The sequence below is a fragment of the Pontibacter sp. CAU 1760 genome (assembly GCF_054482735.1).
Map to the genome: position 1 here is coordinate 335288 of NZ_JBTLRL010000003.1, position 26793 is coordinate 362080.

Annotated in this window: 20 protein-coding genes and 1 riboswitch; of the genes, 14 read left to right on the forward strand and 6 right to left on the reverse strand. The window is 52.7% G+C overall.

Translation table 11 applies throughout. From position 1 onward, the window contains the following. The first annotated feature begins 2 nt into the window (after positions 1 to 2). The 8 genes from bglX to ACXYMU_RS06150 all read left to right on the forward strand — a co-directional run bounded on the left by bglX (position 3) and on the right by ACXYMU_RS06150 (position 10863). The gene (gene bglX, locus ACXYMU_RS06115) at positions 3 to 2366 is read left to right on the forward strand and encodes a beta-glucosidase BglX (RefSeq protein ID WP_458985476.1); all 2364 of its coding nucleotides are present in this window, start codon (positions 3 to 5) and stop codon (positions 2364 to 2366) included. Positions 2367 to 2489: 123 nt separating this feature from the next. Next, a complete protein-coding gene (locus ACXYMU_RS06120; RefSeq protein ID WP_458985477.1) occupies positions 2490 to 4829 on the forward strand; it encodes a DUF7133 domain-containing protein in 2340 nt (779 codons plus the stop codon). 10 nt (positions 4830 to 4839) lie between these two features. Continuing rightward, complete coding sequence (locus tag ACXYMU_RS06125; protein WP_458985478.1) at positions 4840 to 5673, forward strand: formylglycine-generating enzyme family protein; 834 nt, start codon at positions 4840 to 4842, stop codon at positions 5671 to 5673. Positions 5674 to 5675: 2 nt separating this feature from the next. After that, entirely contained in the window at positions 5676 to 6401 is a 726-nt protein-coding gene (locus ACXYMU_RS06130) for a 3-keto-disaccharide hydrolase (RefSeq protein WP_458985479.1), read from the forward strand. Positions 6402 to 6496: 95 nt separating this feature from the next. Continuing rightward, the gene (locus tag ACXYMU_RS06135) at positions 6497 to 8017 is read left to right on the forward strand and encodes a sulfatase family protein (protein WP_458985480.1); all 1521 of its coding nucleotides are present in this window, start codon (positions 6497 to 6499) and stop codon (positions 8015 to 8017) included. A 188-nt stretch (positions 8018 to 8205) separates the two neighbouring features. Then, the gene (locus tag ACXYMU_RS06140) at positions 8206 to 8472 is read left to right on the forward strand and encodes a prolyl oligopeptidase family serine peptidase (protein ID WP_458985481.1); all 267 of its coding nucleotides are present in this window, start codon (positions 8206 to 8208) and stop codon (positions 8470 to 8472) included. A 261-nt stretch (positions 8473 to 8733) separates the two neighbouring features. Beyond that, entirely contained in the window at positions 8734 to 9408 is a 675-nt protein-coding gene (locus tag ACXYMU_RS06145) for a hypothetical protein (protein ID WP_458985482.1), read from the forward strand. Between the two features lie 138 nt (positions 9409 to 9546). Further along, complete coding sequence (locus tag ACXYMU_RS06150) at positions 9547 to 10863, forward strand: hypothetical protein (protein WP_458985483.1); 1317 nt, start codon at positions 9547 to 9549, stop codon at positions 10861 to 10863. 216 nt (positions 10864 to 11079) lie between these two features. On the opposite strand, the gene ACXYMU_RS06155 is transcribed toward ACXYMU_RS06150, so the two are convergent. The 6 genes from ACXYMU_RS06155 to ACXYMU_RS06180 all read right to left on the reverse strand — a co-directional run bounded on the left by ACXYMU_RS06155 (position 11080) and on the right by ACXYMU_RS06180 (position 17823). Beyond that, positions 11080 to 12471, reverse strand: coding sequence for an alkaline phosphatase family protein (locus ACXYMU_RS06155; protein WP_458985484.1), 1392 nt, complete (start codon positions 12469 to 12471; stop codon positions 11080 to 11082). Then, positions 12464 to 13696 carry a metabolite traffic protein EboE gene (gene eboE / locus ACXYMU_RS06160; RefSeq protein WP_458985485.1) on the reverse strand — a complete coding sequence of 411 codons (1233 nt, stop codon included), beginning with the start codon at positions 13694 to 13696 and terminating at the stop codon, positions 12464 to 12466. Before eboE ends, ACXYMU_RS06155 begins: the two co-directional genes overlap by 8 nt. A gap of 54 nt (positions 13697 to 13750) precedes the next feature. Then, on the reverse strand, positions 13751 to 14932 hold the full coding sequence (locus ACXYMU_RS06165; protein ID WP_458985486.1) for a 3-dehydroquinate synthase: 1182 nt from the start codon (positions 14930 to 14932) through the stop codon (positions 13751 to 13753). Positions 14933 to 15027: 95 nt separating this feature from the next. After that, positions 15028 to 15936 carry a UbiA-like protein EboC gene (gene eboC, locus ACXYMU_RS06170; RefSeq protein WP_458985487.1) on the reverse strand — a complete coding sequence of 303 codons (909 nt, stop codon included), beginning with the start codon at positions 15934 to 15936 and terminating at the stop codon, positions 15028 to 15030. Further along, positions 15936 to 16880, reverse strand: a complete 945-nt coding sequence (locus ACXYMU_RS06175; protein WP_458985488.1) for a TatD family hydrolase — start codon at positions 16878 to 16880, stop codon at positions 15936 to 15938. The genes eboC and ACXYMU_RS06175 overlap by 1 nt, the downstream gene beginning before the upstream one ends. Before the next feature lie 46 nt (positions 16881 to 16926). Next, entirely contained in the window at positions 16927 to 17823 is an 897-nt protein-coding gene (locus ACXYMU_RS06180; protein WP_458985489.1) for an EboA domain-containing protein, read from the reverse strand. A gap of 784 nt (positions 17824 to 18607) precedes the next feature. Between ACXYMU_RS06180 and ACXYMU_RS06185 the strand changes: the two genes are divergently transcribed. From ACXYMU_RS06185 to ACXYMU_RS06210, 6 genes are all read left to right on the forward strand, one after another. Beyond that, the gene (locus ACXYMU_RS06185) at positions 18608 to 18892 is read left to right on the forward strand and encodes a hypothetical protein (protein ID WP_458985490.1); all 285 of its coding nucleotides are present in this window, start codon (positions 18608 to 18610) and stop codon (positions 18890 to 18892) included. Positions 18893 to 19249: 357 nt separating this feature from the next. Further along, a complete protein-coding gene (locus tag ACXYMU_RS06190; RefSeq protein ID WP_458985491.1) occupies positions 19250 to 19876 on the forward strand; it encodes an SDR family oxidoreductase in 627 nt (208 codons plus the stop codon). 298 nt (positions 19877 to 20174) lie between these two features. Beyond that, positions 20175 to 20276, forward strand: a riboswitch (SAM riboswitch). Positions 20277 to 20755: 479 nt separating this feature from the next. Further along, positions 20756 to 22879 carry a nitrite reductase gene (locus ACXYMU_RS06195; RefSeq protein WP_458985492.1) on the forward strand — a complete coding sequence of 708 codons (2124 nt, stop codon included), beginning with the start codon at positions 20756 to 20758 and terminating at the stop codon, positions 22877 to 22879. Between the two features lie 120 nt (positions 22880 to 22999). Next, positions 23000 to 23821, forward strand: a complete 822-nt coding sequence (gene cobA, locus ACXYMU_RS06200) for a uroporphyrinogen-III C-methyltransferase (protein ID WP_458985493.1) — start codon at positions 23000 to 23002, stop codon at positions 23819 to 23821. 28 nt (positions 23822 to 23849) lie between these two features. Further along, positions 23850 to 25385, forward strand: coding sequence for a TSUP family transporter (locus ACXYMU_RS06205; RefSeq protein ID WP_458985494.1), 1536 nt, complete (start codon positions 23850 to 23852; stop codon positions 25383 to 25385). Between the two features lie 152 nt (positions 25386 to 25537). Next, positions 25538 to 26704 carry a trans-sulfuration enzyme family protein gene (locus tag ACXYMU_RS06210; protein ID WP_458985495.1) on the forward strand — a complete coding sequence of 389 codons (1167 nt, stop codon included), beginning with the start codon at positions 25538 to 25540 and terminating at the stop codon, positions 26702 to 26704. The last annotated feature ends 89 nt before the right edge of the window (positions 26705 to 26793 follow it).

Consider the following 26793-nt stretch of genomic DNA (forward strand, 5'->3'; position numbering starts at 1 on the left):
GAATGACTAACAGGAACAACATGTATAAAATCACTACTGCCGCTACACTGCTACTATTGGCCGGTTGTGCCCAAAGCGTCACGCAGCCAGACACCAACGCGCAAACAACCACGCCTTCGCAGGCAACAACCGTTACAAGACCATCCGCAGACCCGGCCATGGACAAGTTCGTGAGCGACCTGATGGCCAAGATGACGCTGGACGAAAAGATCGGGCAGCTGAACCTGGCGGCTGTGGGCTTCGACGTAACCGGCCCGGTGGTGAGCCAGAACGTGGACGAGAACATCCGCAAGGGCAATATCGGGGGCGTGTTCAACACCTTTACCCCGATAGCGGCTCGCAAACTGCAGCAAATGGCCGTAGAGAATACCCGCCTGCACATCCCGCTGCTCTTTGGGTATGATGTCATTCACGGGCACCGCACCATTTTCCCGATTCCGTTGGGCCTTTCCACGAGCTGGGACATGGGCGTGGTGGAGCGCAGCGCGCGCATTGCCGCCGACGAGGCCAGTGCCGATGGTTTGAACTGGGTGTTCTCGCCGATGGTGGACATTGCCCGCGACCCGCGCTGGGGCCGTATTGCCGAAGGTGCCGGAGAAGACAGCTGGTATGGCGCACAGGTGGCCAAAGCCATGGTGCGCGGCTACCAGGGCAACGACCTGACCAAGGAAAACACCGTGATGGCCTGCCTGAAGCACTTTGCGCTGTATGGTGCCGCCGAAGCCGGCCGTGATTACAACACGGTGGATATGAGCATGCTGCGCATGTACCAGGAATACCTGCCGCCCTACAAAGCAGCGGTAGAGGCGGGTGTGGGTAGCGTGATGACCGCTTTTAATGAGGTGAACGGCGTGCCGGCCACAGCCAACAAATGGCTGATGACCGAGTTGCTTCGCGAGGAGTGGGGCTTCGACGGTTTTGTGGTAACCGACTATACCGCCATCAACGAAATGGTGCCGCACGGCCTTGGCACGGAAGCTGAGGTTGGCGCTCTGTCGCTGAAGGCGGGCGTGGACATGGACATGGTAGGCGAGGTGTTCCTGAAGCACCTGAAGCAGCAAGTGGAAGCCGGCGGGGTGAGCGTGGCGGACGTGGACAAAGCCTGCCGTCGCATCCTGGAGGCCAAGTACAAACTGGGTTTGTTTGAGGATCCCTACCGCTACATCAACGACCAGCGCGCCACCGAGACCATCATGAAGCCGGAGTACATAGAGGCAACCCGCGAGATTGCCCGCAAGAGCATGGTGCTGCTCAAAAACAACAAGCAGACCTTGCCGCTGAAGAAGACCGGAAGCATCGCCCTAATTGGACCACTGGCCAAAAGCCAGCGCGATATGATCGGAAACTGGAGTGGTGCCGGCGACTGGAAACAGGCCGTTTCGCTGGAGCAGGGGATCCGCAACGTGGCAGGTAACAGCCTCAAGATAAACTACGCCAAGGGAGCTAACGTGACCGATGATCAGCAGATGATTGAGCGGCTGAATGCACACGGTGGCGAAATAGAAATAGACAAGCGTACTTCGCAGCAGATGATTGCCGAAGCCGTGAAAGTTGCCCAGGCATCGGATGTGATCGTCGCCGTGGTGGGCGAGTCGCAGGGCATGACCGGTGAGGCCGCCAGCCGCGCCGACATCACCCTGCCCGGCCAGCAGTTAGAGTTATTGAATGCCTTGAAAAAGACAGGCAAGCCGCTGGTGGTGGTATTGATGAACGGCCGTCCGTTGGCCTTGAAGTGGGAAGAGGAAAACGCTGATGCGATCCTAGAAACCTGGTTTGCGGGCACGCAGGCCGGTAACGCCATCGCCGATGTCCTGTTCGGAGCCTACAACCCATCGGGCAAACTAACGACCACCTTCCCGCAGGTAGTGGGCCAGGTGCCGCTTTACTACAACCACAAAAACACCGGTCGCCCGTACGGTGGCCAGATGCTGGACAAGTATAAGTCGCGCTACATGGATGTTTCAAACGAGCCGTTATACCCGTTTGGGTATGGCCTGAGCTATACCACCTTCAACTACGGCAAGCCGCAGCTGAGCAAAGCCAGCATCAACCCAAGCGAGACACTAGAGGTGAATGTGGAAGTGAAGAACACCGGCAACTTTGACGGCGAGGAAGTAGTGCAGCTATACCTGCAGGATATACATGCCTCCGTAACCCGCCCAGTCAAAGAGCTGAAGAACTACCAGAAGATTAACCTCAAGAAGGGCGAGAGCAAAACAGTAACGTTCCAGATCACCCAGGAAGACCTCAAGTTCTATAACACCGACCTGGAGTATGTGTATGAGCCAGGCGAGTTCAAGGTGTTTGTCGGCACCAACTCCCGCGATGTGCAGGAAGCCAGCTTTACCCTACAAGAGTCCCAGTAAGACCCAGGTTGAACTGATCGGTTTCGGCCGTTCAAGAAGATTTTACCAGAAACGAAGTACCGGCACATCGCATCCTCTATTGGCAAGAGGGTGTATGTTCCGGAAATAACATAGCCTTAGCGAATGAGAAAACCATTAGACACAGACAGCTTATTCACCCGGTTGGCCAGCTTCACCCGCTTTACCTGCTCAGTTTTTACTGTCGCGGTGCTGGCTTGCACCAGCTGTAGCCCGGGAAGCGGGAAGAAGCAGCAGGCCTCTTCCGGCGAAGACGGTTTTGAGCGCGTGGTGGTGGACACCAATCCGTCTGCCACGCCTCTGTCGCCGGAGGAGAGCATGAGCAAGATCCAGTTGCCGCCTGGCTATCGCATCGAGCTCGTGGCCAGCGAACCTATGGTGCAGGAGCCGGTTGCCATGGCCTGGGATGGAAACGGCAGGCTGTATGTGGCTGAGATGAACACCTACATGAAGGATGCGGAGGGCAGCGGCCAGTTTGAACGCACCAGCCGCATTAAGCTGCTGGAGGATACCGATTGGGATGGCAAGATGGATAAAGCCACCGTGTTTGTGGATAGCCTGTTGCTGCCCCGCGCGGTGCTGCCGATGGGAGACCGCGTGCTGGTGCAGGAAACCAACCGAAAGCATATCTGGAGCTACCGCGATACCGATGGTGACGGCGTGGCAGACGAGAAGAAGCTGGTGTTCCGGAACAACGAAATTGACCTGCGCAACCTGGAGCACCAGAACGGCGGTTTGCTCTGGAACATGGACAACTGGATATACCCTACCCGCGACAACCTGCGCTACAAGTATAAAAATGGGGAATTGGTGGCCGATACCCTGGTCGACAACATGACCGGGCAGTGGGGCATCACCGCGAACGACTATGGCCGCCTCTTCTTTTCAGAGGCCGGCCCGGGCCTTCCGGCAGTGCAGATCGAGCAGATGCCAGCGTACGGCGCACTTAATTTCAAGGACCAGTATACCCCTGATTTCGCCGTGCCCTGGCCTATTATCGGCAATATAGACGCTCAGGGTGGCAAAGACGCGCTGCGGCCTGAGGACAACACCCTGCACCATTTCACATCAGGGGCAGGACAATCCATCTTCCGGGGCGACCGCATGCCAGCCGACATGAAGGGCGATTACTTTATACCCGAGCCGGTTGGCCGTATCATCAAGCGGGGCGAGATCGTGAACACCGACGGGAAGATACAGATCCGGAACGTGTACGAGGGCAAAGAATGGCTGGCCTCCGCCGACATGAACTTCCGCCCGATCAATACTTATACCGGGCCTGACGGCACCTTCTACATCGTGGACATGTACCATGGGATCATTCAGGAGAGCGAGTGGTCTGGGCCAGGCACTTATCTGTACAGCATCATCCAGGAAAAAGAGCTGTATAAGAACAGGGGTATGGGGCGCATCTACCGGGTGGTGCACAAGGATTTTAAGCGCGATCAGGAGCGGCCGAAGCTGCTGAACGAGAAAGCAGGCAAGCTGGTAACCTACTTAGAGCACCCGAACGGCTGGTGGCGCGACAACGCGCAGCAGCTGCTCGTGCTGCGCAACGACAAGTCAGTTGTGCCCGCGCTGAAGCAAATTGCCCAAGGGCAGAAGGCTACGCTGCGTGAGAAACCGGGACCCGTTACCCGTATCCATGCGCTTTGGACGCTGGAAGGTATGGGCGCGATGAGCAAAGAGGTTCTCTACCAGGCGCTGCAGGCCAAAGTGCCTGAGGTCCGTAAAGCCGCCGTTTGGATCAGTGAAATGTACATCCGCCAAAACGACCAGGAGGTGCTACAGAAGCTGAGCGCCATGAAAGGCGACCCCAGCCCGGACGTACGGATACAACTAATGCTCTCGCTCCGCAAAAACCAGACAACCGAAGCGCAAGCTACTGTGAAAAACCTGTTAGCCGCCAACCCGGACAATGAGTTGATGCAGGCCTCCTACAATTCCTTTGTTGACACACACCAAAAGATTGCCGCTGAAAAGGAACGCATCAGGAACATCAGCCCCGAAGACCGTGAGCTGATCGCGAAAGGTGCCGTGATCTACAAGCAGCTGTGTACGAACTGCCACGGCCCGGCTGGCAAAGGCATACAGGTAGGCGAGCGCATGCCGGCACCACCCCTTGCCGGCTCGCCGCGCATGAAGGGCTCCGACAGGATCCTGCCTATCGAGATTTTACTGCATGGCCTGCAGGGCCCTATTGACGGCGTGGAGTATACAGACATGATGCCATCAATGGCAGGGCAGAGCGATGAATGGATAGCAGCTGTGCTGAGCTATGTGCGCAACAGCAGTGAAGTGGGCAACAATGCCTCCGTGATTAAACCCGAAGAGGTAAAGCAAGTGCGCGAGCGCCTAAAGCCAATTCCGGGCGGGGCCACGCTGCAATACCTAGAGGTACACAAGGGCTACCGCACCACCCAACGCAATTGGGCAGCGGAATAAGCAAAATATCATGTATAAGAAACGTAGATCCTTTTTGCTGCTGCCGGTCCTCATGTTGTGCGGCTGCGCTTTCACTGCCCAGCAACCAACGAGCTATACCAATGCCCTCGGGATGGAGTTTGTGCGGATAGCTCCCGGCAGCATGGTCGTGGGCCGCTATCAGCCCACCGTAGGCAAGCCGAACCGCAGTAACACAGATCGAAAGTGGCTGCCGGACTCTGTGTACCAGGTCGCCACGGAAATGGCAGAGCAGGCGGCCATGCCCGGGTTTGAAGTTACCATAGCGCAGCCCTACTATATCGGCAAGTATGAAGTGACGCAAGCGCAATGGCAGCAGGTGATGGGCACCAACCCCTCCTTTTTTCAGGAAACGAAGGTAGACGACGACGCAAGCCTGCACCCGGTGGAGAATGTAACTTGGCAGGATGCCCAAGCCTTCATCCAGAAACTGAATGACCAGGACAAAAAGCACACCTACCGTTTGCCAAGCGAATTTGAATGGGAATATGCGGCCCGAGCCGGTGCTGAAGACGATATTCCGTGGGCCGAGATGAACAAGGTGGCGGTAAAAGGCGGGAGCACCACCAGCGCCGTAGGCCAAATGGAGCCCAATGCCTGGGGCATCTATGACATGCTCGGAAATGTGTGGGAATGGGTACAGGACTACTACAACGAGAAGATTTTTGCAGACCCCGTGCCGCCGCACACCGGGGAGCAGCACGTACTGAAAGGCGCCTCCTTCACTGGTGATGCGAAGAACGCAACGTATAAAACCCATGCTGCCGGACCAGGAAACGGGTTTGATGTGGGACTGCGGGTACTGATGGAGGCAAAAACGAAATGACCATGTTGCATAGCGATCGATTCGTGCGCTTTGTTTTCTTGCTGGCACTAGTAAGTTCACTGGCAGGGCATGTCGCCATGGCCCAGGTGCCTCCTGGTTTCGAGCGCATTTTTAACGGCGAAAACCTGGAAGGCTGGCATATCAGCCGCACCACCCACCAGGGCACCACCCCAGACGTACGGGTAGAAGACGGTGCTATCGTGCTGCGGCAAAACCCCTACGGGCAGGGCGGTGTGCTGTTATCTGACAGGAAGTACAAAGATTTTGAGCTGTATGTGGAGGCAAAGATAGATGCGTTCTCAAACGGCGGCATCTTCCTGCGCTCCTCCGAGAGCGGCATTGCCTACCAGGTTGAACTGGATGAAACGGCCGGCAGCACGGGCAGCCTGCTAGGGGAGCGCATGCCCGTCAGCAACAGCGTGAAAGCGCTGGGCCGCTCGGCGGTATGGAAACCGAACGACTGGAATTCCTTTCGGGTACGGATGGTAGGAGAGGTGCCGCACCTCACCCTTTGGATAAACGGCGTGAAAATGTGGGAGGTGCGGCAGCCAAAGAACGACTTTGTGGCCGGTGCCACCGAAGGTATGATTGGGTTCCAGTCGCACTGGACGGCACTTTTTTCTCCGAATGCCTTCGACTGGAACGGGCTGGAGTCGTGGGCGCCCGGGGCAACGCACCGTTTCCGCAACATCGCGATCAAAGAGCTTAGTGGCGAGCCTGTTGATTAAAGTCGGGTTTGTAACCTGACTGAATCACGGAACCAAAAGCATGTTTCCTGTCGCCAAACGTTTAGTACATTGAACAAACTGTAAATCCCTGGACTATGGAAAAATTCTATCTGAACAGAGGTGCCTTGCTGCTCTTGGCCCTGCTGGTTTGGTTGCCCTTACAGGCCCAGAAAAAGAAGCAGGCCGCAGCAAAGCCCATGAACGTAATCTTCATTCTGAGCGATGACCATCGGTATGATTTCATGGGTTTTATGAACAAGGTGCCTGGCCTGAAAACCCCGAACATGGACCGCATGGCCAAAGAAGGGGCGCACCTGCAAAACGCGTTCGTAACCACTTCCCTTTGCTCGCCGAGCCGCGCTTCCATCCTGACGGGGCAGTATGCGCATACCCATGAGATTGTGGACAACAGCGCCCCCTTGCCGGACGGCCTGACCTTCTTCCCGCAGTATTTGCAGGAGAAAGGTTACCAGACGGGCTTTTTTGGGAAGTGGCACATGGGCAACACCGACGACCAGCCGCAACCCGGCTTTAACAAGTGGGTAAGTTTTAAGGGGCAGGGCGTATACTACAACCCCACCTTTAACATCGACGGAAAGGAAGTGAAGCAGCCGCAAGACAGCTATACCACCGACCTGCTGACCGATTATACACTCAACTGGCTGAGGCAGCGCGACAAGAACAAGCCGTTCTTCGCCTACCTCTCGCACAAGGGCGTGCACTCGGAGTTTATGCCGGCCAAGCGCCACAAGGATGTGTACAAGAATATCCAGGTGGTGAGTCCGCCTTCTATGTACCTCACCGCCACCGACTCGAGCAAGCGCTGGGGCATGGTACAGGCGCCACAAGGCCCCGTGAACACCCGCGACATTCCGGAGTGGGTGCGCAAGCAGCGCAATAGCTGGCATGGTGTGGATGGTATGTATGACGGAGAGATTGCGTTCGACGACTTCTATCGGCAGTACCTCGAGACACTCCTGAGCGTGGACGAGAGCATTGGTCGCGTGCTGGATTACCTGAAAAAAGAGGGCCTGGACAAGAACACGATGGTCATTTACATGGGCGACAACGGCTTCCAGTTCGGTGAGCTCGGCCTGATTGACAAGCGCGACATGTATGAGGCCTCCATTCGGGTGCCGCTGCTGGCCCGTGCGCCTAGCGTGATCAAGCCGGGCACGAAGGTCGAGCAGATGGTGATGAACGTGGACATTGCCCCAACCATCATGGAGTTTGCCGGTATGGAAACGCCTGCGCACATGCAGGGCAATTCGTTTGTGCCGCTGCTGAGAGGCGAGCAGATTCCGTGGCGCAACAAGATGTACTATGAGTACTACTGGGAGTGGGCTTTCCCGCAGACACCGACTATTTTCGGGGTGCGCACCGACAAGTACAAGTACATCTACAACCACGGCGTGTGGGATATCAACGAGCTTTATGATATCCAGAACGACCCGCAGGAGATGAACAACCTGATCCGTAACCCGGCATATGAGGCGGTAGCCAAAGAAATGAAAGCCGACATGTGGAACTGGCTCGAAGCCACCAACGGCTTGCAGATTCCGCTCAAAAACGTGCCCTACAAGCGCATCGACCTGCCGTTTAAAGGGACTTATTAAACCGGCTTTCATTCAAACAAAGCACCTGATACTGTTCACTTGTTGCTCTGCTCCGCTGCCTTTCGGCCTGCCAGCCGGAGGGCAGCAGGGAGGCAGGGGATACTGCACAGGCTGATACCACGCAGGTGGCCTCCTGCACCGACAACTGGATGCCACCGAGGTGACCAAATGCCCAGTTTGCTAATTGTGTGGCGGCCACCGGCTACGTGACTACCGCAGAGCGGGCAACGGAAACGGCCCGGAAATACGCTAGAAAAGTAGAGCGCATTTGGGTGTTTTATGGCGAGGAAGACAGCTTGGTGCCCGTGGAGCACTCCCGCATCATGGCCAGGGCTATTGAGCGGAAAGGCGGCAACGTGAAGCTGACGGTATACCCCAGCGTGAACCACAACAGCTGGGAAAACGCCTTTAAAGAACCTGAGCTGCTGCCCTGGCTGTTCTCGCAGGAGAAGTGACGAGGATGTATAGCTACTGAATTGCTAAAGGAAAACCGGGTTATCCCGGTTTTTTTATTTTATACCCTTTGATGTAGAAGAAGCCTGCACTTTAATTAATGTGTTAGCGGAAGTTTTTTATTTCAATAAATTATAAGATTATTATATATCTTGATATGCGAACAGAAGCGTTGAATTCTGACAGTAAGTAAACTCCACACATAGTGCAGAAAGTAGGAGTAGGTACTCCTGCTGATACCCACAAGTTAGCAGCAACTTAAAATGAACTTCAATCAAATTCAACGAACTGACAAATGGATGGATGTTTGGGGAGCCTTTCTCTCAATTCAACCTCGAAAAGAAATTTTTGAACAAAATCCAGCAGACCATATTGCATCTCATTTTGCCATAAATGGGGAGTGGTCACCCATGAGGAATTTTTTCTTCGAGAGACTATCAGCAGCCGAATTTCATTGGTTTTTTGTACAAGGGGTAGACTGTATGTTCAATGAATATTATGTTCCTGCCGTATCCTCTTTACTTAATGGAATTGAAGCTAGTTTAAGAATTACAATTACACAAATTCAAAATCCTCAAAACGAAGTTATTGAGTTGACGCCATACAAAGTTTTAAGCAACAATTTAATTTTTGACGCAAAAGACTTGGGACTTCCAATTGAGGTGTTAGCATTTCCTAATGAAAAAGACTTTTTGACTAAGTTACAAACACAAAAACCTAATCTTGTTCCAGTCGAAGTTGTAAGACAACGGAATAACATCTGTCACGGAAATATTTTGGAATTTGTAAATACTGAACTAGGACAAGAAAATTCTTTCTTCACACCAGTTTCGTTAAGAATTCTTTGCTTTGAATTATTAAATGTTAGTGGACTTTGGGCGGAAAGATTGGGGGAATTTAGGAAGACCAATAAAATTTCTCATTATGACCCAAAATAAGCTGCTGCGAACAAGGGTTTTAAAATAGCGGGGCGAAACTGCTAAATTCAACATCAGTTCTTCGATTCAACTTTTGTACTTCGATTGCCCCACCATGATAAACCCCCGAAACGTTAAGCACAATTTAAAATAAAGAGAATGAATGAAAAATTATCTGAAAATCCATCCTTCAAAAAGTTTGAAAAGCAGCTACAAGGCTTTGAGTTATTGAGTACGGTCCTACCATTATTATCAGGCTTTGGCTTTTCAGACGAATCTCTTATTAGTGAAACAAATAAAATACCAGAACTCAGACTAGCCTTTAATGAACTATCGAATCTTCCTGAAAAGTTTAATAATCTCCTATCTGCAAGAGGTTGGATTGCTTATGAAAGCATGAATTTTGAGGTAATCAGAGAAACTGTTGATATAGCGGAACTTGGCGAATTAGATAAAGCAGAGCAGAAACTAGTTGAGTATTATAACCCAGATAACATTTACTGGAAAATAACAGCTTTGCAAGGTATTAAAGAGTTTAAGCCTCGTATGGAGCTGTTAGAAAAAGCTTTTTTAGATTATAAGGAAAGAAGATATTATGCTTGTATTCCTATAGTTTTGATGATGATAGATGGATTTGTTAATGACATTGAGCAAAAGGGATTCTTTGCAGAAGGAACTGATTTATCTGCTTTGGATTCAATAGCAGCTCATAGTTCAGGTCTGAATATTCTTGCCAAGGTATTTGGGCAAACCAGAAAAAAGACAAATTCGGAACCATTAACAATACCATTTAGGAACGGTATATTACATGGTCGTGATTTAAACTATGACTCTGACCTTGTTGCTGCTAAAACTTGGTCAGTTCTATTTTGCGTTGCAGATTGGGCTAGAGCAATTAGAAACGGCAAAAAGATACCTATACCTGAAGAACCACCAAAGGAGCTGAAGGAGCAGCTTTTAGACTTTGCAGAGATTCTTAAAGAATTTAAAGAGCAACAGTTTCAAAATAAAAAGCATAAAGAGCTTTTTGAAGAGTGGAAGCCAAGGAAATTGATAATTGGAACTGACATTGCATCTAATGGAAACATAGATGATTTTCTAGATAATACTCCAGAACGGGAATTAGTAATATTTCTTGAGAACTGGCAAAACAGTAAATATGGAATAATTGCAGGACGTATCTGGGATTTTCATAGTATTCCTGAAACCATAAGCAAAAAAGCTGGAAGAATAAGAAGTGCTTTAGAGAATATTGAGCTACAGTCTTTCAAAATTATTTATATAGATGACCAAGCTCCTGCAATTACTGAAATTAAAGTTGAGTTATATTTAAAATCAGCTGGACATGAGTATCGGAAGGAAAAAGTCTTCCGCTTTATTTATGAAGGCAATGACAGAAGTCCTTTGATTAGAAGTGACAAAAGTGGCTCTTGGAAAATTATAGATAGTTTTTGGGATTTGTCTGCAAATTCATGAAAATAAAAACAGTACCTAACCACACCTAAAATATGGCTTAGCCAAGTATCTTACTTTCCAATGTCTCGCAAATATCAAATCATGGTCTCGCAGCAGCTGTATAAAAAACCTACAAGCCTTCCATACTTTCTTTAAGAAGCGTTAAATCATACTTAGGCCCAAAAAAAGGGCCGCTACTGATGCAGTTGCGGCCCTATTCTGTGAATAATCTTGACCTTACGCGGTCACATCCTGTTTTTGGATTTGCAAATGCGACAGGATCACATCAAACACCTCTACCGCCTGTAGCTCCTGAGGCAGCGCCTGTTTGTTTTTAGTGAGCAGCACCGGCCATTCGGTTTTGTCTTCCTGAATGCGGCCGTGCGAACCTTTGATGAGCGTGGCGTCCAGCGGGATAATGTCCATCACCATCCGGAAGCCCAGTTTCTTCTTTAGCACCTTTCCGATCACTTTCGGCATCAGGAATTTGATCTTGGGGTCGGCAAACATTTCCACCGGGTCGTAGCCTGGCTTTTTATGGATATCCACCATGCGTGCGTAGTCCGGGGCGCGGCTGTCGTCGAGCCAGAAGTAGTAGGTAAACCACGATTTGGCATCGGCCATCACTACCAATTCCCCGCAACGTTCATGGGCTAGGTGGTACTTGTCGCGCTCCGCTCCAGCCAGCACTTCCTGCACACCAGGCACTTGCTGTAACAGCTTTTGTACCGCCGGTATATCGGCTGGGTTCTGGATGTAGACATGCGCGATCTGGTGGTCAGCAACGGCGAAGGCTTTGCTCATGGCCGTGTCAAGCAATTCGGTGCCGCGCTCCTCACGCACGGCAATGTAGCCACTGGTGCGCAGCACGCGGTTCAGGTGCACCGGCTGGCTCACCTCGCTGATGCCATACTCCGACAGCACGATCACCTCGGCGCCTTTGGCCTCATAAAACGTGATCAGGTCGCCCACCACGGCATCTATTTCCCGGAGGTCTTTGGCCACGCGCGCATCATTGGGGCCGTGGCGCTGCAGGTTATAGTCCAGGTGCGGCAGGTAGATAAGCGTGAGCGTCGGGTTATACAGGTCGTCGGCTATCTTGCTGGCATCTGCTATCCATTTGCTCGACTTGATGGAGGTTTTCGGGCCCCAGTAATTGAACAGCGGAAACGTGCCCAATTTAGCCTGCAGCGTGTCGCGCAGGTCGGCGGGCTGGGTATAGCAGTCAGGCATTTTGCGGCCGTCGGCCAGGTATTGCGGGCGTGGGGTGAGGGTATAATCGGCGGTGGTGTTCATGTTATACCACCAGCCCATGTTGGCCACCGTAAAGTTCGGGTCTTTGGCTTTCGCAACCTCCCATACCTTCTGCGCCTGCACCAGCTTGTTCGACTGCCGCCAGAGCTTCACCTCGTCCTCGTCGCGGAAGTACCAGCCGTTGCCCACGATGCCGTGTTCCTCAGGCCACTTTCCGGTGAGGTAGGTGGACTGCGCCGTACAGGTAACGGCAGGCACCACCGGGCGAATAATGCTTTGGTTTGCCTCAGCGGCCCATTTTGAAAGGAACGGTGTGTTTTTGCCGAGAAGGGATTGGGTGAGTCCCACCACGTCCAGCACGACTGTTTTACGCATGTTGCCTGTCGTTTATAGTGGTCAGAACCCACTCCAGCTCGCGCTGAATGGACTCCGAAAGGTCTTTTTTCATGTCTTCGGGCAGCATATCCCAGGTATAGGTTTCTACTTCGAGGTGGGCCGTGTGCGGCGTGTCCCGCACCAGTTGCAGCACGTCCACAATGTCCTGCTGGGTCGATTCGAGTCCGTTGTAGGTTTGCGTAAACAGCGGCACATGGAAGTGCGTGCGCCATTCCACCGCGTTCGGCTTCCGGATGTGCTGCAGCGCAAAGGTCAGGTCGGGGTACTGTGTCAGGGTGCCGTCATCGCCGCGCTCCACCACCTGATGCAAATAAGTATCCTCAGCAAATCCGGCAAGTGCCTCGGCCAGTTCGCCGCGCGTCTCCACATCTTTAGGCAGTTCGGTTTTAAGCGCTGCGCTCAGCTGTATCTTCCCGATCTTGATGCCGACATGCTTGAGTTTGGCGAAAGCTTCGGAAGGTTTTTCGTAGGCCAGCGCAAAGTGGCAGACATCGTAGCAAAGCTGAACGTGCTGTAGTATGGTGGCGCGGGCTTCCTCTTTCTCCATCCCCCGCGACTCCCGCAGCGCCTTTATACCTTCCGGCAGCAGCCATTCCTGGAAGTAGTTAATAACCTCCTTGCTATTCTCCAGCAACCCGTCCGGCTCCGGCTCAATGTCGATGTGGATGGTTTTGCCCGTTTCCGCTTTCAAGGTAACCAGTGCCTCCGCCAGCTTAACAAGGCGTTTGGTGGCGCTGTTAAATACCGATTTTAGCTTCAAGTCGTCTTCCCCCATAAACCAGGGCTTGTAGGAGAGGGGCGAGGTGGATATGCCGCCTTCCATACCGGCTGGCAGCAGTTCCGCCAGGATGCGCGCTAGGCGCAGGGTATAGGCCAGGCGGGCATCCGTTGTCCAATCTGGTTTGTGCACGTTGTCCTTTACCGACTGATGGTGGAAGCCGCCGTAGGGGAAACCGTTCATGGTAAACACATACAGGTCCTGCTCCTGCAGCCACTGCTTAAACTCCTGCAACTGGTTGCCTTCCAGCATTTCTTCGCTGGCCAGGTTAGAGAGGCGCAGCCCAATGCCAAACGGCTTGGAAGGGGAAAGTTTCTGTTTGAGGGGCGGGAAGTAGGCTTTGAGTTGCTGAAAAACCTCGGCCCACGATTCGCCGGGATGAATGTTGGTGCAATAGGTAAGATGATGTCCTGTGTCCAGATACATGTGTCGTTTGTTTTGGTATGAAACAGCGGCCAGCGCTTCGCTGGCCCGGCTGCCTTATAAGTTCGTTGCGGGTTGGCGCTGGTGTCGCTTTTGTAAGAGGTTTACGGCCTCCAGCACAAGCGGTTCCTCCATGTGGTGCACTTCCACGCCCGCCCCGATTCTGGTCAGCAGCATGATGGTGAGTTGCCCCCCGAGGTGCTCCCGGAATTCCTGCAGGCCTTTCCACACACTCAGTTGTTCGGTGCCAGCTTCTGTCTGCGATAGTTCCGGCACATACAGTGCGAAGCCCAGGTCCTCCAAGAGTTCAAGGATGTCCTTATACTCTGCCTCCGAGAGCATTCCTTTCAGGTAAGAGTAAGTCACATCCAGGGCCATGCCGATAGCAACTGCCTCGCCGTGACGGAGGTCATAGTCCGTGAGTTGCTCTAGTTTGTGCGCCGCCCAGTGCCCAAAATCCAGCGGGCGCGACGAGCCTGACTCAAAGGGGTCAGCACCACCAATGTGGTCCACGTGCATTTCGGCGCAGCGGTGTATGAGTTGCTGCATGGCGGGCAAATCACGCTGTGCCAGCTTCGCCGCATCCTGTTTGATCTGCTTGTAAAAGGCGGCATCCTTGATCAGGGCCACTTTGATGGCCTCGGAGATACCGGCGCGCCAGTCGCGGTCGTCCAGCGTCAGCAGGAAATCGCTGTCGTTGATGACGGCAAAGGGCGGGGTAAACGTGCCGAGGAAGTTCTTCTTGCCGAAAAAGTTGAAGCTGTTTTTCACGCCCACCGCCGAGTCGTCCTGCGACAGCACCGTAGTCGGGATGCGGATATGGCGGATGCCCCGATGCGCAATGGCGGCGGCAAAACCGGCCATGTCCAGCACAGCGCCGCCGCCAATAGCCACAAAGTAGGCATGGCGGTCGATGCCGTGGATGTTCACCGCCTCCAGCAGTTGCTGCAGGAGTTCGAGGCTATTCTTCACCTCCTCGCCACCGGTAATGATCATCGGTTCGGCGAGCAGCTTCATCATGCCCTGGTTGGCAGCAGCGTAGTCCTTTATCTCATCAGCCAGGTGCGGGTGTGCCGCAGCCACGCCGCTATCAATCACAAAGAACACCCTGCGTGGCGCAGTGCCCTTGTCCTGTTGCAGTACATCCAGCAGCAGGGTATTGCCGGCCTTGAACAAGCCAGCTGTAAAATAGATACCGTACTGAAACTGCACTGAAAACGACTGCTCAATTGGCTTCATATCAAACTAAAAAAGTAATGCTTTTATAAGGGTATAGGCTGACGCGTTAACCGAAGCAGCCTGTAAGGGTAACAGCGCAAAAGGTGCAACAATTCTCAGGTAACAGCAAATTTGCGGGCAATGTAAATCGAAACCGGTAGCAGCAACAGCACCACCAGGCCATACTGCCAGCCCGCGAACCCGGCGGCCATACTGGCGTTCATCACAATCAGCGCTAAAATGCCCGCCTTCACCGCCTTGATGATGAGCCGGGGCTCTTTAGTGGGCATGGCTTTAAACAGCGGCGGAAAGATGAGGTAGGCGAACAGCAGCAAAAAAGGCAGGCTATACAACAGGTTAAACTGCGGCAAAAAAGCCAGGCTGATGATGCCGCCAAACACCAGCGCATACATCAGCACGGCACCGCGCAGGGCCGCCATGTTGCCGCCGTGCACCTCGCCCCGGCTCACCATCGTGATGGCGGCGATGTAGACAATGGGGATGAGGGCCATGAACCAGAGTTGCTCTATGGCAGCCGGAACGGCACTCATACCCAGCAGCAGATTGCCGCCACGGCACGAGCCCATGTTGATCGGGCCCAGGAAATTATGATGCTTGCCTTTCCAGTCGTACAGCACGGCCAACCCGGCAACCGCCAGTGCAATCAGAGCGCTGATGCCTGATACCTGCCAGGCCGCCAGCACGCCCAACAGCAGCAGGCTTATCCCCAGCGTGGCCGCCCCTGTTACTGTCGCCTTCCCGCTTGGGATGGGCCGCTCGGGGCGCTCCACGCGGTCTAGGTCAGCGTCGAACACATCGTTGAACACCACGCCGCCGCCATACAGGCCAATGGTGGCCAGCACCAGCCAGCCCAGCGGCTGCAGTGTTTCGGCACGCAGGCCGTTTTCCCAGAAGGGTGTAGCCAGCAGCATCCCGGAGGCGGCAAAACCCATCAGGATGTCGGCAATGGCGGTAATGATATTGGCAGGGCGCATCAAGCGCAGGTAAGCTCCGAATCGGGTCATTAACGTACGATGTTTGAGCCCATCTCGCCTTCATCCGCATCCAGGTCGCCGACCACAGGGGTCTGGCCACCGCGCAGGATGGAATTGTCAGAGAACTTCTCGCGCTGGTCTATCGCCTTGTTGTCGAGCCAGTCGGACTCGTGCATCTGGCCGCTCTTACCGAAGGCATCCAGGGCATTCTGGTAGCACACCTTGCGCACGTCCTCCAGCGGAATGCCGCGCTCCAGCATGAGGGAGGCTGTTTTCGGTACAGAAAGCGGGTCGCTGATACCCCAGTCTGCGGCGCTGTTCACGATGATGCGCTCCGAGCCATACTGCTTCACGATCTCCACCATGCGCTCGTTACCCATCTTGGAGTGCGGGTAAATGGTGAAGGCCGTCCAGAAGCCGCGGTCCAGCACGTCCTTCACGGTTTCCTCGTTGTTGTGGTCCACAATCACCATATCCGGCGCGATGCCATGCTCCAGGCTCACTTCCATACTACGGAGGGTACCGGATTTCTTGTCGCGGTGGGGGGTATGGATCTGCACGGGCATGTTGGTTTCCTTGGCCAGCTCCAGTTGCAGGCGGTAGTACTTGTCCTCGGCTGCGGTCTGGTCGTCATACCCGATCTCGCCAACGCCAACCACGCCTTCCTTATATATAAACAGGGGCAAAAGCTCCATGACCTGCTCGGCCAACGCCTCGTTGTTTGCCTCTTTCGAGTTCAGGCCGATGGTGCAGTAGTGCTTGATGCCGAACTGGCTGGCCCGGAAACGCTCCCAACCCACCAGGCTGCTGTAATAGTCCTTGAAAGAGCCGACCTCGGTGCGGGGCTGGCCCAGCCAGAAAGCAGGCTCAATGATGGCCACGATCCCGGCTTTCCGCATGCGCTCGTAATCGTCGGTGGTGCGCGAGGTCATGTGAATGTGCGGGTCGATCAGCATCAGGTTTTGCGTATTCATAGAGTCTTATTTTCAGTGATGTAAGGTATGTGATTTCGTTTGTTGTTTAGGAGATGGCTTTGCTACCGATCATTTCCCAGCTGATCTCTCCGCTTACTGCTTTCTGCTTCAGGTCGGGGTGCGCTGCCAACAGTTCCTGCGCCGGCTGGTAGGTGCTCATGGTGCAGGCCAGGGCAGCAGCCTCGCGCTCGGTTTCATCCGGCTGAGAGAATAGCTTTTGGATATCTGGCAAAATGTGCTCGTCGATAAAAGGGCCCACCGGGCGCCACAGTTCCGGCGACACCGGCCGACCGGCTGCCCAGCGCTCGTGGGCGTAGTCGGTGAGCATGTGGGTCAGATGCTGGTTGCTGCGCTCCTCGATGCCATAGATGCGGTAGAGCGGCTTTCCCACAAACAGGGTTTTCAGCACCATCTGGTTCCATTGGTCCTCTTCCATGTAATCGGTAGGGTAGGGGTTATCCAGCGCCACTGCCTCATACACGTCGCCCATGTTGGTGCGCACGCCCTCAGCGGCCCGTTTCACGAAGCGCTCGGGGTATGGCAATAAAGGAAGGCTGCCGTACAAAGCCACTTGCTCGCCCATGTCGGCGGTGCCAAAAAGTGTTTCTATTTGCTTCACAAAAGCGTCGGCATCCTGGGTTGGCAGCGAAAGCAGCAGCAGCGTGCGTGCGGCTTGGTCTGCCGTCCAGCGGCGGGGGTTAAAACCAGCCCGTAAGCTGTTGGCCTGCGCTACCTCGGCATCGGTCAGCTGAAGTTTCTCCTTCCCGACAAAGCGGGGTGCGGCGCTGAAAGCAAGGTAGAGGTCTTTGGCCTTTGCATCGCTGCCGCTAACCTGCTCCATCTTTTGCCGGAGCCACGTGAAGCCTTGCGGGGTGGTGCTGCGCTGTAAAACGCTGGTCAGAAAAGCGCTGGTTTCGGAAATGTCTGCCTGGTACACAATCACAATTAGGGTATAGTTTAAAGATAATCAAAATCAGTCTGCTACACTATTTTTGGTACTGCTACCAAAGCTTCGCTGTGCGAAGGGCTATTAAGAAGTTTAAACACCTATAAACAAGGCCGCAGCAAAAACATGCCATGGCAAGGTGCAGTGTGTTGCATCCCTTATGGCTCATTTAGGCAATAGGCCCACAGGTAAAGGTAAAAATAATGATGAATATATATAAACCTTGGTCATAGGAAATGTTCTGGGGCTATCCCCTTTTTGATTCGCCATTGCGAACTAAGTAGTCGGGTACCTTGCTTCACAAAGGCTTTATATTTTTAGTATTTGCACGCGCCGGAATTGACCTGTTTACAGAAGAGATAATTGCACTCATAAAATGTATAACTGATCCTGAGGCTGCAGTAGCGATTTCACTTGCTCCAACTGGCTAAGTACTCTCTTAGGCTAATCGTGAATTAAAAAATGGCGCAAATAGAGGAAAAGAGCATTTTAAGAAAAATATTTCATCACTAACGAAACCCTGCAAATGATCCAGCAGTAGATACAAAAAAAGCTTAATATATAAATAGATATATGTCATGATCTTTAACAAGGAACCCTGATAAATTTCACTCAGCAATCACTGTAAATTACGTGTTGTGACATATAATTTATATTTACCCTTAAAATAGTGCCTTTTACTTATTAACGTGCTGCTATAGAAGTAATTTGCTAAATACTTGAACTATATTTGCACATCAGTTGTCAACTTGATATCACTGTAAAAAACCAAAAATTCACTATGAAGGAGTTAGAAAGAATCGAGAGCGGATTAAACAAAAGTAAAACCCTATTGTACAAGCCTGAGCAACAAGGACTAGCCTGTTCTTTTGTGAATGGAGGTTTGGTGATTGATTCTTTCGTGATAGAAGACAACATTCTGGCAGACGCACTCTCCAGAAAAGGTATGAATGGCATTGTGGAAGGAGCAAACTTCGAAATGCTGAAAACGAACTATTCGTGGTTTTCTGTTCATGTAAAAACAAAGAAGCTTTTTCTGGAATTGGAAAGCCAGGTAGTTCAATAATGATCATGTAGATTTTATACTAGTGCCTCCCGGCTTGCCTGCTCTGGCGGCTGAGCTTTGAAATTTTCCACTTCAACCAAAAAGGCCTCCTCTGTACAGAGGAGGCCTTTTTGGTTGCCTCTTTTACTGATGCATGAGCACAAATCCAGGTTCGGTACCCAATAAATTAGAGAAAAGCCCCTTGGTAAGCCGTGCCAAGCACAGGTAATTGATTGCTATACCTAAACATCTTCCTGCATGAGCCGTTGCTTTTAGAACAGCCAGGGATCAAGACTGTGAAGTAGAGGCCTGAACATGATTTTTTCAAATCATAAGTGATACGCAGGCTTTTATTAAATACTTAAACGAAAATACGACATGAAAATATTAGTTGCGGGTGCCCATGGCACTACCGGAAAACAAATTATTGAGATCTTAGCCCGATCAGAGGAGCATGAAGCTTATGCAATGGTTCGAGAAGCCGGGCAGGCAGATGAAATGAAGAAGATTGGCGCAGACCAGGTGGTCGTCGCAGATTTAGAGAAAGATGTGTCTGATACCGCTAAAGGAATGGATGCCGTAATATTTGCAGCAGGGTCGAAAGGCAAAAACGTGATAGGAGTTGACCAGAAAGGTGCTGAGAAGATGGTGGATGCCGCCAAGGCCGCAGGTGTTAACCGGTTTGTGATGCTTAGCTCTTACGGCGCGGATAACCCCCAAGGCGAACTGAAAGAATACCTGATCGCGAAGGGCAAAGCCGACGAACACCTTCTGGAAAGTGGCCTTGCCTATACCATTGTGCGCCCAGGACACTTAGGGAATGATGCCCCTACAGGCAAAGTGAAGACCGCCTCGCATTTCGAGAGTTCCGGCAATACTAAAATCCCCAGGGCAGATGTGGCTGAGGTGCTGGTAAAAGTACTGGAGACGGATCGCGCCAAAAATAAAACATTTGAAGTACTGACCGGAGACACGCCTATAGGCGAAGCCATAGAAAAACTGTAAATGACTTCAAACACCCGGCAGCGGAAAATCCGGCCTACGATCTGTAAGCCGGATTTTCCGCTGCCGGGTTATAACCTATTTTGAGCGGCTGCATAGTAAGCGGCATATGCACCTTAATACTTTTCAGACAGAGCAGCATTTTATATCCCTGGTATCACTCTCTTGTATGGTGTTTATTATAAAGTGAAGCGGTTGGATGCTAAAGGGAAGTAATAGAAGTTGAAAATTCCTATTAATTTATTAGAGAATATTGAATCTGTTTGCTACTTTTGCAAAGAATACTATTGCTGCTGCAAGAAATTTATAGACGAAGAGGCGAGAGAACAGGCTCTGTAACCCTCTGGCAACCATCCGAACGGAAAGGTGCCAAATCCTGCCCAACGTTGGGGAAATATAAATTATTAGAACCATGACCAAACCATCAGGCATAGCTAGTTTTACCGGGATTTTACCCCACCACCTCGTTGCCAAGGCACCTTTATTCCGAGGTTGCTGTTGTTGCTGTTAAGTGCACTCATCTGTTTGCCGGTAGCGTTTTAGCGCAAATCCATTAGTTAAGCCACCTCACCGGTTTCCTTTATCCTTATTTTAATTCAGGCAGAAGCAATATGACACAGCGTATGGTGCAATTGCATACTGTAAAGCAATAACTCATGGCTATACTAGCTTACCACCTTCAGCAGCAACATACCCTGGCCTTGGCCGCCTTTTTTTGGCGCGTAGTAGTTAGGTATCGCCTTCAAACGGCACCGACGCTTGTCTGTTGCTAGCGCCCTACTCTATGCCGGAGCAGCCTGCTGCCATACGGTCCGTTACTTGTTCATCCTAGAAAACACACAATACACAGGCTTTAAACAGCTTGCCCATAAACAAAATTGTATGCATAGCTTCAGAACCGAACTTGAGAACCCTATCGTCGAAAGAGATATAATTGAACTGGAAAAGAAAATCCGGCTTTACCGCGAGGGAAAATTACAGGAAGATAAATTTAAGAGCCTGCGCCTGGCCCGTGGCGTATATGGCCAGCGCCAATTAGGCGTGCAGATGGTGCGCATCAAGTTGCCATTTGGCAGATTAACGACACAGCAGTTGCTGCGTATTGCCGCCATCTCGGATGAGTACTCAACCGGAAACCTGCACCTGACCACGCGCCAGGACATACAAATCCATTACGTAAGCCTGGACCGCACCCCGGAGTTGTGGGCAAAATTAGAGCAGGACGATATTACGCTGCGTGAAGCCTGTGGAAATACCGTGCGTAACGTAACGGCATCGCCGGAGGCGGGTATAGACCCGGATGAGCCGTTTGATGTGTCGCCGTACGCCGATGCTACTTTCCGCTACTTCTTGCGCAACCCGATTTGCCAGGACATGGGGCGCAAGTTCAAGATGTCGTTCTCGTCAAGCGAATCCGATACAGCCTTGTCCTACATGCATGACCTAGGATTTATACCTAAGGTAAAGGAAGAGAACGGTGAAACTGTGCGCGGCTTCAAAGTGATGATTGGCGGCGGCTTGGGTGCGCAGCCAGCCCTTGCGCATACTGCCTACGAGTTTTTGCCCGAAAATCAGGTAATCCCTTTCATTGAGGGAGTGCTGCGCATTTTCGACCGCCATGGCGAGCGCAACAACCGTAACAAGGCACGCTTTAAATACCTCATCGCGAAGCTTGGCTTTGAGGAAGTGATGCGCCTGGTAGCCGAGGAGCACACAGCGTTAAAGTCAAAGTCATTTGAGATAGACAAAACAGTGCTGGAAGCGCCTGTTATACCGGCAGCGAAGGAAGTGCCGGATTACGTCATCGAAGACACCGACAAGTACAATACCTGGCTGAAGACCAACGTGTTCCAGCAGAAGCAGCAGGGCTTCTACGGTGTGTACATCAAGGTGCAGATCGGTGACATTAGCTCAGACACAGCCAGAGCGCTGGCACCGCTGGTGCGCGACTTTTCCGCAGACGACCTGCGCGTGACCCAGGGACAAAACCTGTTGATGAAGTACGTGCGCGAAGAGGCATTGCCATACGTGTTCGCAACCCTGGACGAGCTGGGACTGGCAGAGCCGGGCTACAACAGCGTAGCCGATATCACGACTTGCCCTGGCACGGATACTTGTAACCTGGGTATCTCAAACAGCATGACGACTGCCAAGGTATTGGAAAACGTAATCGTTACAGAGTATCCGGAGCTGCTGTTCAACCGAGATATCAAGATTAAGATCAGTGGGTGTATGAACTCTTGCGGACAGCACGGAATGGCCAACCTCGGCTTTCATGGTTCCTCGCTGAAGAGCGGCAAGAGCGTGGTGCCAGCCTTGCAGGTGTTGCTGGGAGGTGGCACGGTGTCGAACGGCGAAGGCCGCATTGCACAGAAAGTACTAAAGGTGCCTAGCAAGCGCGGTCCGGAGGTGGTGCGCTACGTCATCAACGACTTCCAGGCGAACAAGCAGGAGGGAGAGCACTTCAACCAGTACTTCGACAGAAATGGCAAAGACCATTTTTACCAGTTGCTGAAGCCGCTGGCCGACCTGACCAACCTGACGCCTGATGATTATATTGACTGGGGGCACCAGGACCAGTTTGAGACGGCAATTGGTGTAGGGGAGTGTGCCGGTGTGATGATAGACCTGGTCGCCACGCTTTTGTATGAGGCGGACGAGAAGCTGGAGTGGGCCGGAGAGGCACTGGAGGCAAACCGCTATGCCGATGCTGTATACTATGGCTATAGTGCCTATGTAAGCACAGCCAAGGCCCTGTTGCTGGACAAAGATGTGAAATGCAACACGCAGGCCGGCATTATCCAGGACTTTGATACGCATTATGTAGCTACGGGCATCTTTAACTTCGAGCCTGATTTTAAGGCGGAGGTGCTGCAACTGAATGAGCAGGAGCCTACCAAGGAGTTTGCCGAAGCGTACTTGGAAAAGGCGCTGTTGTTCCTGCAACAAGCTACTACCTACCGTCAGCAGCAGCGTGAAAAGCCTTCTGTGGAAGCGATAAAATAATTGTGAAGACCGCAGGGGGTATACACCCAGTCGAAATAAGGACGGGTGCATACTTCCAGGTATACGTCACATATTCTGAATACCGGCTTCCGGTTATTCATACATTAAAAACTGAGAGAGATGGCAGCACGAAACAAAACAACAAAGTCTACTGTGAAGGGAGAGATAGTAGAGAAGCAGCCTCGGTTGACGCTTGTTGGCGCTGGACCGGGGGATGTGGAACTGATCACACTGAAAGCCATTAAGGCCCTGCAGCAGGCTGATGTGATCTTGTACGATGCGCTCGTGAACCCGGAGTTGCTGGAGCATGCCGCTGCGGATACCCCCAAATTATTCGTGGGCAAGCGCAGCGGCGCGCATAGCCTGACGCAGGACGAAATCAACGAGCTGATCGTAACCTCTGCCCAAACCTATGGCCATGTGGTCCGCCTCAAAGGCGGCGACCCTTTTGTGTTCGGGCGTGGGTATGAGGAGCTGGCATACGCCGATAAGTTTGGCATCAGCACACAGGTGGTGCCAGGCATCTCCAGCGCCATCGCCGTACCGGAGCTGCAGCAGATCCCGCTGACGATCCGTGGCGTGAGTGAAAGCTTTTGGGTGATCACGGGCACTACCAGGTCCGGGGAGATCTCCCGCGACATTCCGTTGGCGGCGCAGTCCGGTGCCAGTGTCATCATTTTGATGGGACTTGGCAAACTGCATCAGATTGTGGAGGTGTTCATGGCCGCCGGTAAAGCAGAAACACCTGTGGCAGTGATACAGAACGGCTCATTGCCGGACGAGAAAATCGTGCTGGGCAATGTGCACAACATCCTGGAGCGTGCCGAAACCAAAGGGGTTCGTGCCCCAGCCATCATCATGATCGGGGAGGTAGTAGCATACCATCCTTCACTGCGCTACAGCCTGCGCCTGAACAAGGTAGAGGAGCTGGCGCAAGCCTAGCCAACGGATAGCGTATAAAATCCAAAGCATGAGTAGTCTCCAGAGCACAACTTTAAACTCGCCGTCATCCGCTGCGCAGCCAGTTATCAATCCCCTGTTTCCGGTTTTCCTGAAGCTGGAGCAGTTGCAGACACTGGTTGTAGGGGGAGGGGCCGTAGGGCTAGAAAAGCTCTCGGCCATACTAGCCAACAGTCCGCAGGCGCAGGTGCTGCTGGTTGCCCCCCAGATACTGCCCGAGCTGGTGGATCTTGCTAAAAAACACACGTTCGTGAAGCTAGTGGAGCGGGAGTTTGAGGAAAGCGACCTAGACGACCGTGACCTGGTGCTGGTGGCTACCGACGACCATGTGCTGAACGTGACGATCCGTGACCTGGCCAAATCAAGAAAAATACTGACGAATGTGGCGGACACGCCGCTGCAATGTGATTTTTACCTGGGTTCTATTGTGCAGAAGGGGAGCCTGAAACTGGCCATTTCCACAAACGGTAAATCCCCCACCATCGCCAAGCGCCTCAAGCAGGTGCTCAACGAGTCGTTGCCCGACGAAATGGAGCAGGTGCTGGACAAGATGACGCGCCTCCGGGCGCAGCTTACCGGCGATTTTGCCTACAAGGTAAAGCGCCTGAACGAGGCAACGGAGGTGCTGGTGGAACCGACCCCGGCGAATGTGGCCGTGCAAAAGCAGTCGAAATACAGCCTGAAGTATGTGCTGATGCTGGGCTTCGCGGCCCTCTCGTTGATGGTAACAGGCCACATTCTTTTCAGCTATATTCCCTTTGCCACAATCGGCAACCTGGCGCTGGATGTAGCCTCACAGGTAGACTCCGAGATCCTGATCTTTATACTGGCGGGCTTTGTCGCGCAGCTCATTGACGGAGCCCTGGGGATGGCCTATGGCGTGAGCGCCACCACGTTTCTGCTCAGCTTCGGAGTAACGCCGCTGGCGGCAAGTGCCAGCGTGCACGCCTCCGAGATTTTTACGTCCGGCGTATCCGGCTGGATGCATCTGAAGTTCGGGAACGTAAACAGCAAGCTGTTTAAAACCATTGTGGTGCCGGGCGTGTTGGGAGCCATTGCCGGGGCCTACCTGCTGTTCACCCTGGAGGATTATGTTTACCTGATCAAGCCGGTTGTGGCATTCTATACCCTCTTCCTTGGTATTCTCATCATCCGGAAAGTACTGAAGAAGCATGTGAAGAAAAGCCCGGTAAAGCGGCTAGGGATGCTGGGTGCCATGGGCGGCTTTCTGGATGCGATTGGCGGCGGCGGTTGGGGACCCATCGTGTCGTCCACGCTGATTGCCAAAGGGCGCCACCCGATGTATACGATTGGCTCGGTGAACCTGGCAGAGTTCTTTGTTTCCTTTGCCAGTTCGGCGGCCTTCATTTCGCTGGCAGGTATCTCGCATTGGCAGATCATTATCGGGCTGATACTGGGAGGGACAATCTCTGCTCCTCTGGGAGCTTTCCTGGCGCGCAAACTGCCTGTTAAAACTATGATGATCATTGTCGGGATCGTGGTGATCATTGTCAGCCTGCGCCTGATTTATATGGCTTTCGTATAAAGCGCACATACCGAATACCCGTTGATAACCTGAGGGAAGGCACCCTTTTGCTGCTTTACCCTCAGGTTATTTTGTTAACTTGTGGGATGATTGTGGCACAGGCGGCTGCTTGTGCCGAAGCATTTATAATTACCTGCGATCACACGTTTACTATGTCCGAAAAAGAAACCAACGCCATACGGCTGCAGGCGAAACGCAGCCATAACCGGGAGCACTCGGTACCATTATACCTTACCTCCAGCTTCACTTTCGAGAATGCCGAGCAGGCCCGCGCCGTGTTTGCCGACGAAGAAGCTGGCAGTATCTATTCCCGTTTCTCTAACCCGAATGTAGATGAACTGGTGGAGAAAATGTGTTACCTGGAGAATGCGGAGGATGGCTTTGCCTTTGCCACCGGTATGTCGGCGGTGTTTACCAGCATGGCCTCATTGCTGAAGTCCGGTGACCATATCCTGGCGGGCCGCGCTGTTTTTGGCTCCACGCACCAGCTGCTTACCAGCATCCTGCCGCGTTGGGGCATCACCCATTCATATGCCGATGCCAGCAGCCCCGAGGAGTGGGAGAGCCTGATCACGCCGCAGACGAAAATGATATTGGTGGAAACGCCATCTAACCCCGGCCTCGAACTCATCGACCTGGAGTGGCTGGGCGAGCTGAAGCGCAAGCACAACCTGCTGCTGGTGGTGGACAACTGCTTTGCCACGCCAATTCTGCAAAATCCCATCGATTTCGGTGCTGACCTGGTGGTGCACTCCGCCACGAAGTACACCGATGGCCAAGGGCGTGTGCTGGGTGGCCTGATCGTGGGCAGGGCGGATCTGATCAAGGAAGTACGCTTTTTCTCGCGCCATACCGGCCCGGCCATGTCGCCGTTCAACGCCTGGGTGCTTTCCAAGAGTCTGGAAACCCTCTCGCTCCGCATCGACAAGCACTGCGCCAATGCCCTGAAGCTGGCGGAGACGCTGGAGCAAAACCCAAAGCTGGAAGTAGTAAACTATCCGTTCCTGCCTTCCTTTAAGCAGTATGAATTAGCCAAAAAGCAAATGCGCCAAGGCGGTGGTATTGTTACCTTTGAGGTAAAGGGGGGGTATGATGCGGCCAAGCGCTTTATGGATAACCTACAAATGGCCACGATCAGCGCCAACCTGGGAGATACCCGCACCATTGCCACGCATCCGGCCTCTACCACGCACTCCAAACTGTCTGCGGAGGAAAAAGCGGCTACGGGCATCACCGATGGCCTGATCCGGGCTTCGGTTGGTCTGGAGGGAATCGAGGACATTATCGGCGATATTGAGCAAGCACTGGCGAAGGTATAGCGCTATGCCTCTAATGTCATTTCGACCATCGGGAGAAATCTGTAGTATTTCAGACAAAGTATTTCAATCCAGATTTCTCACGCTGTTCG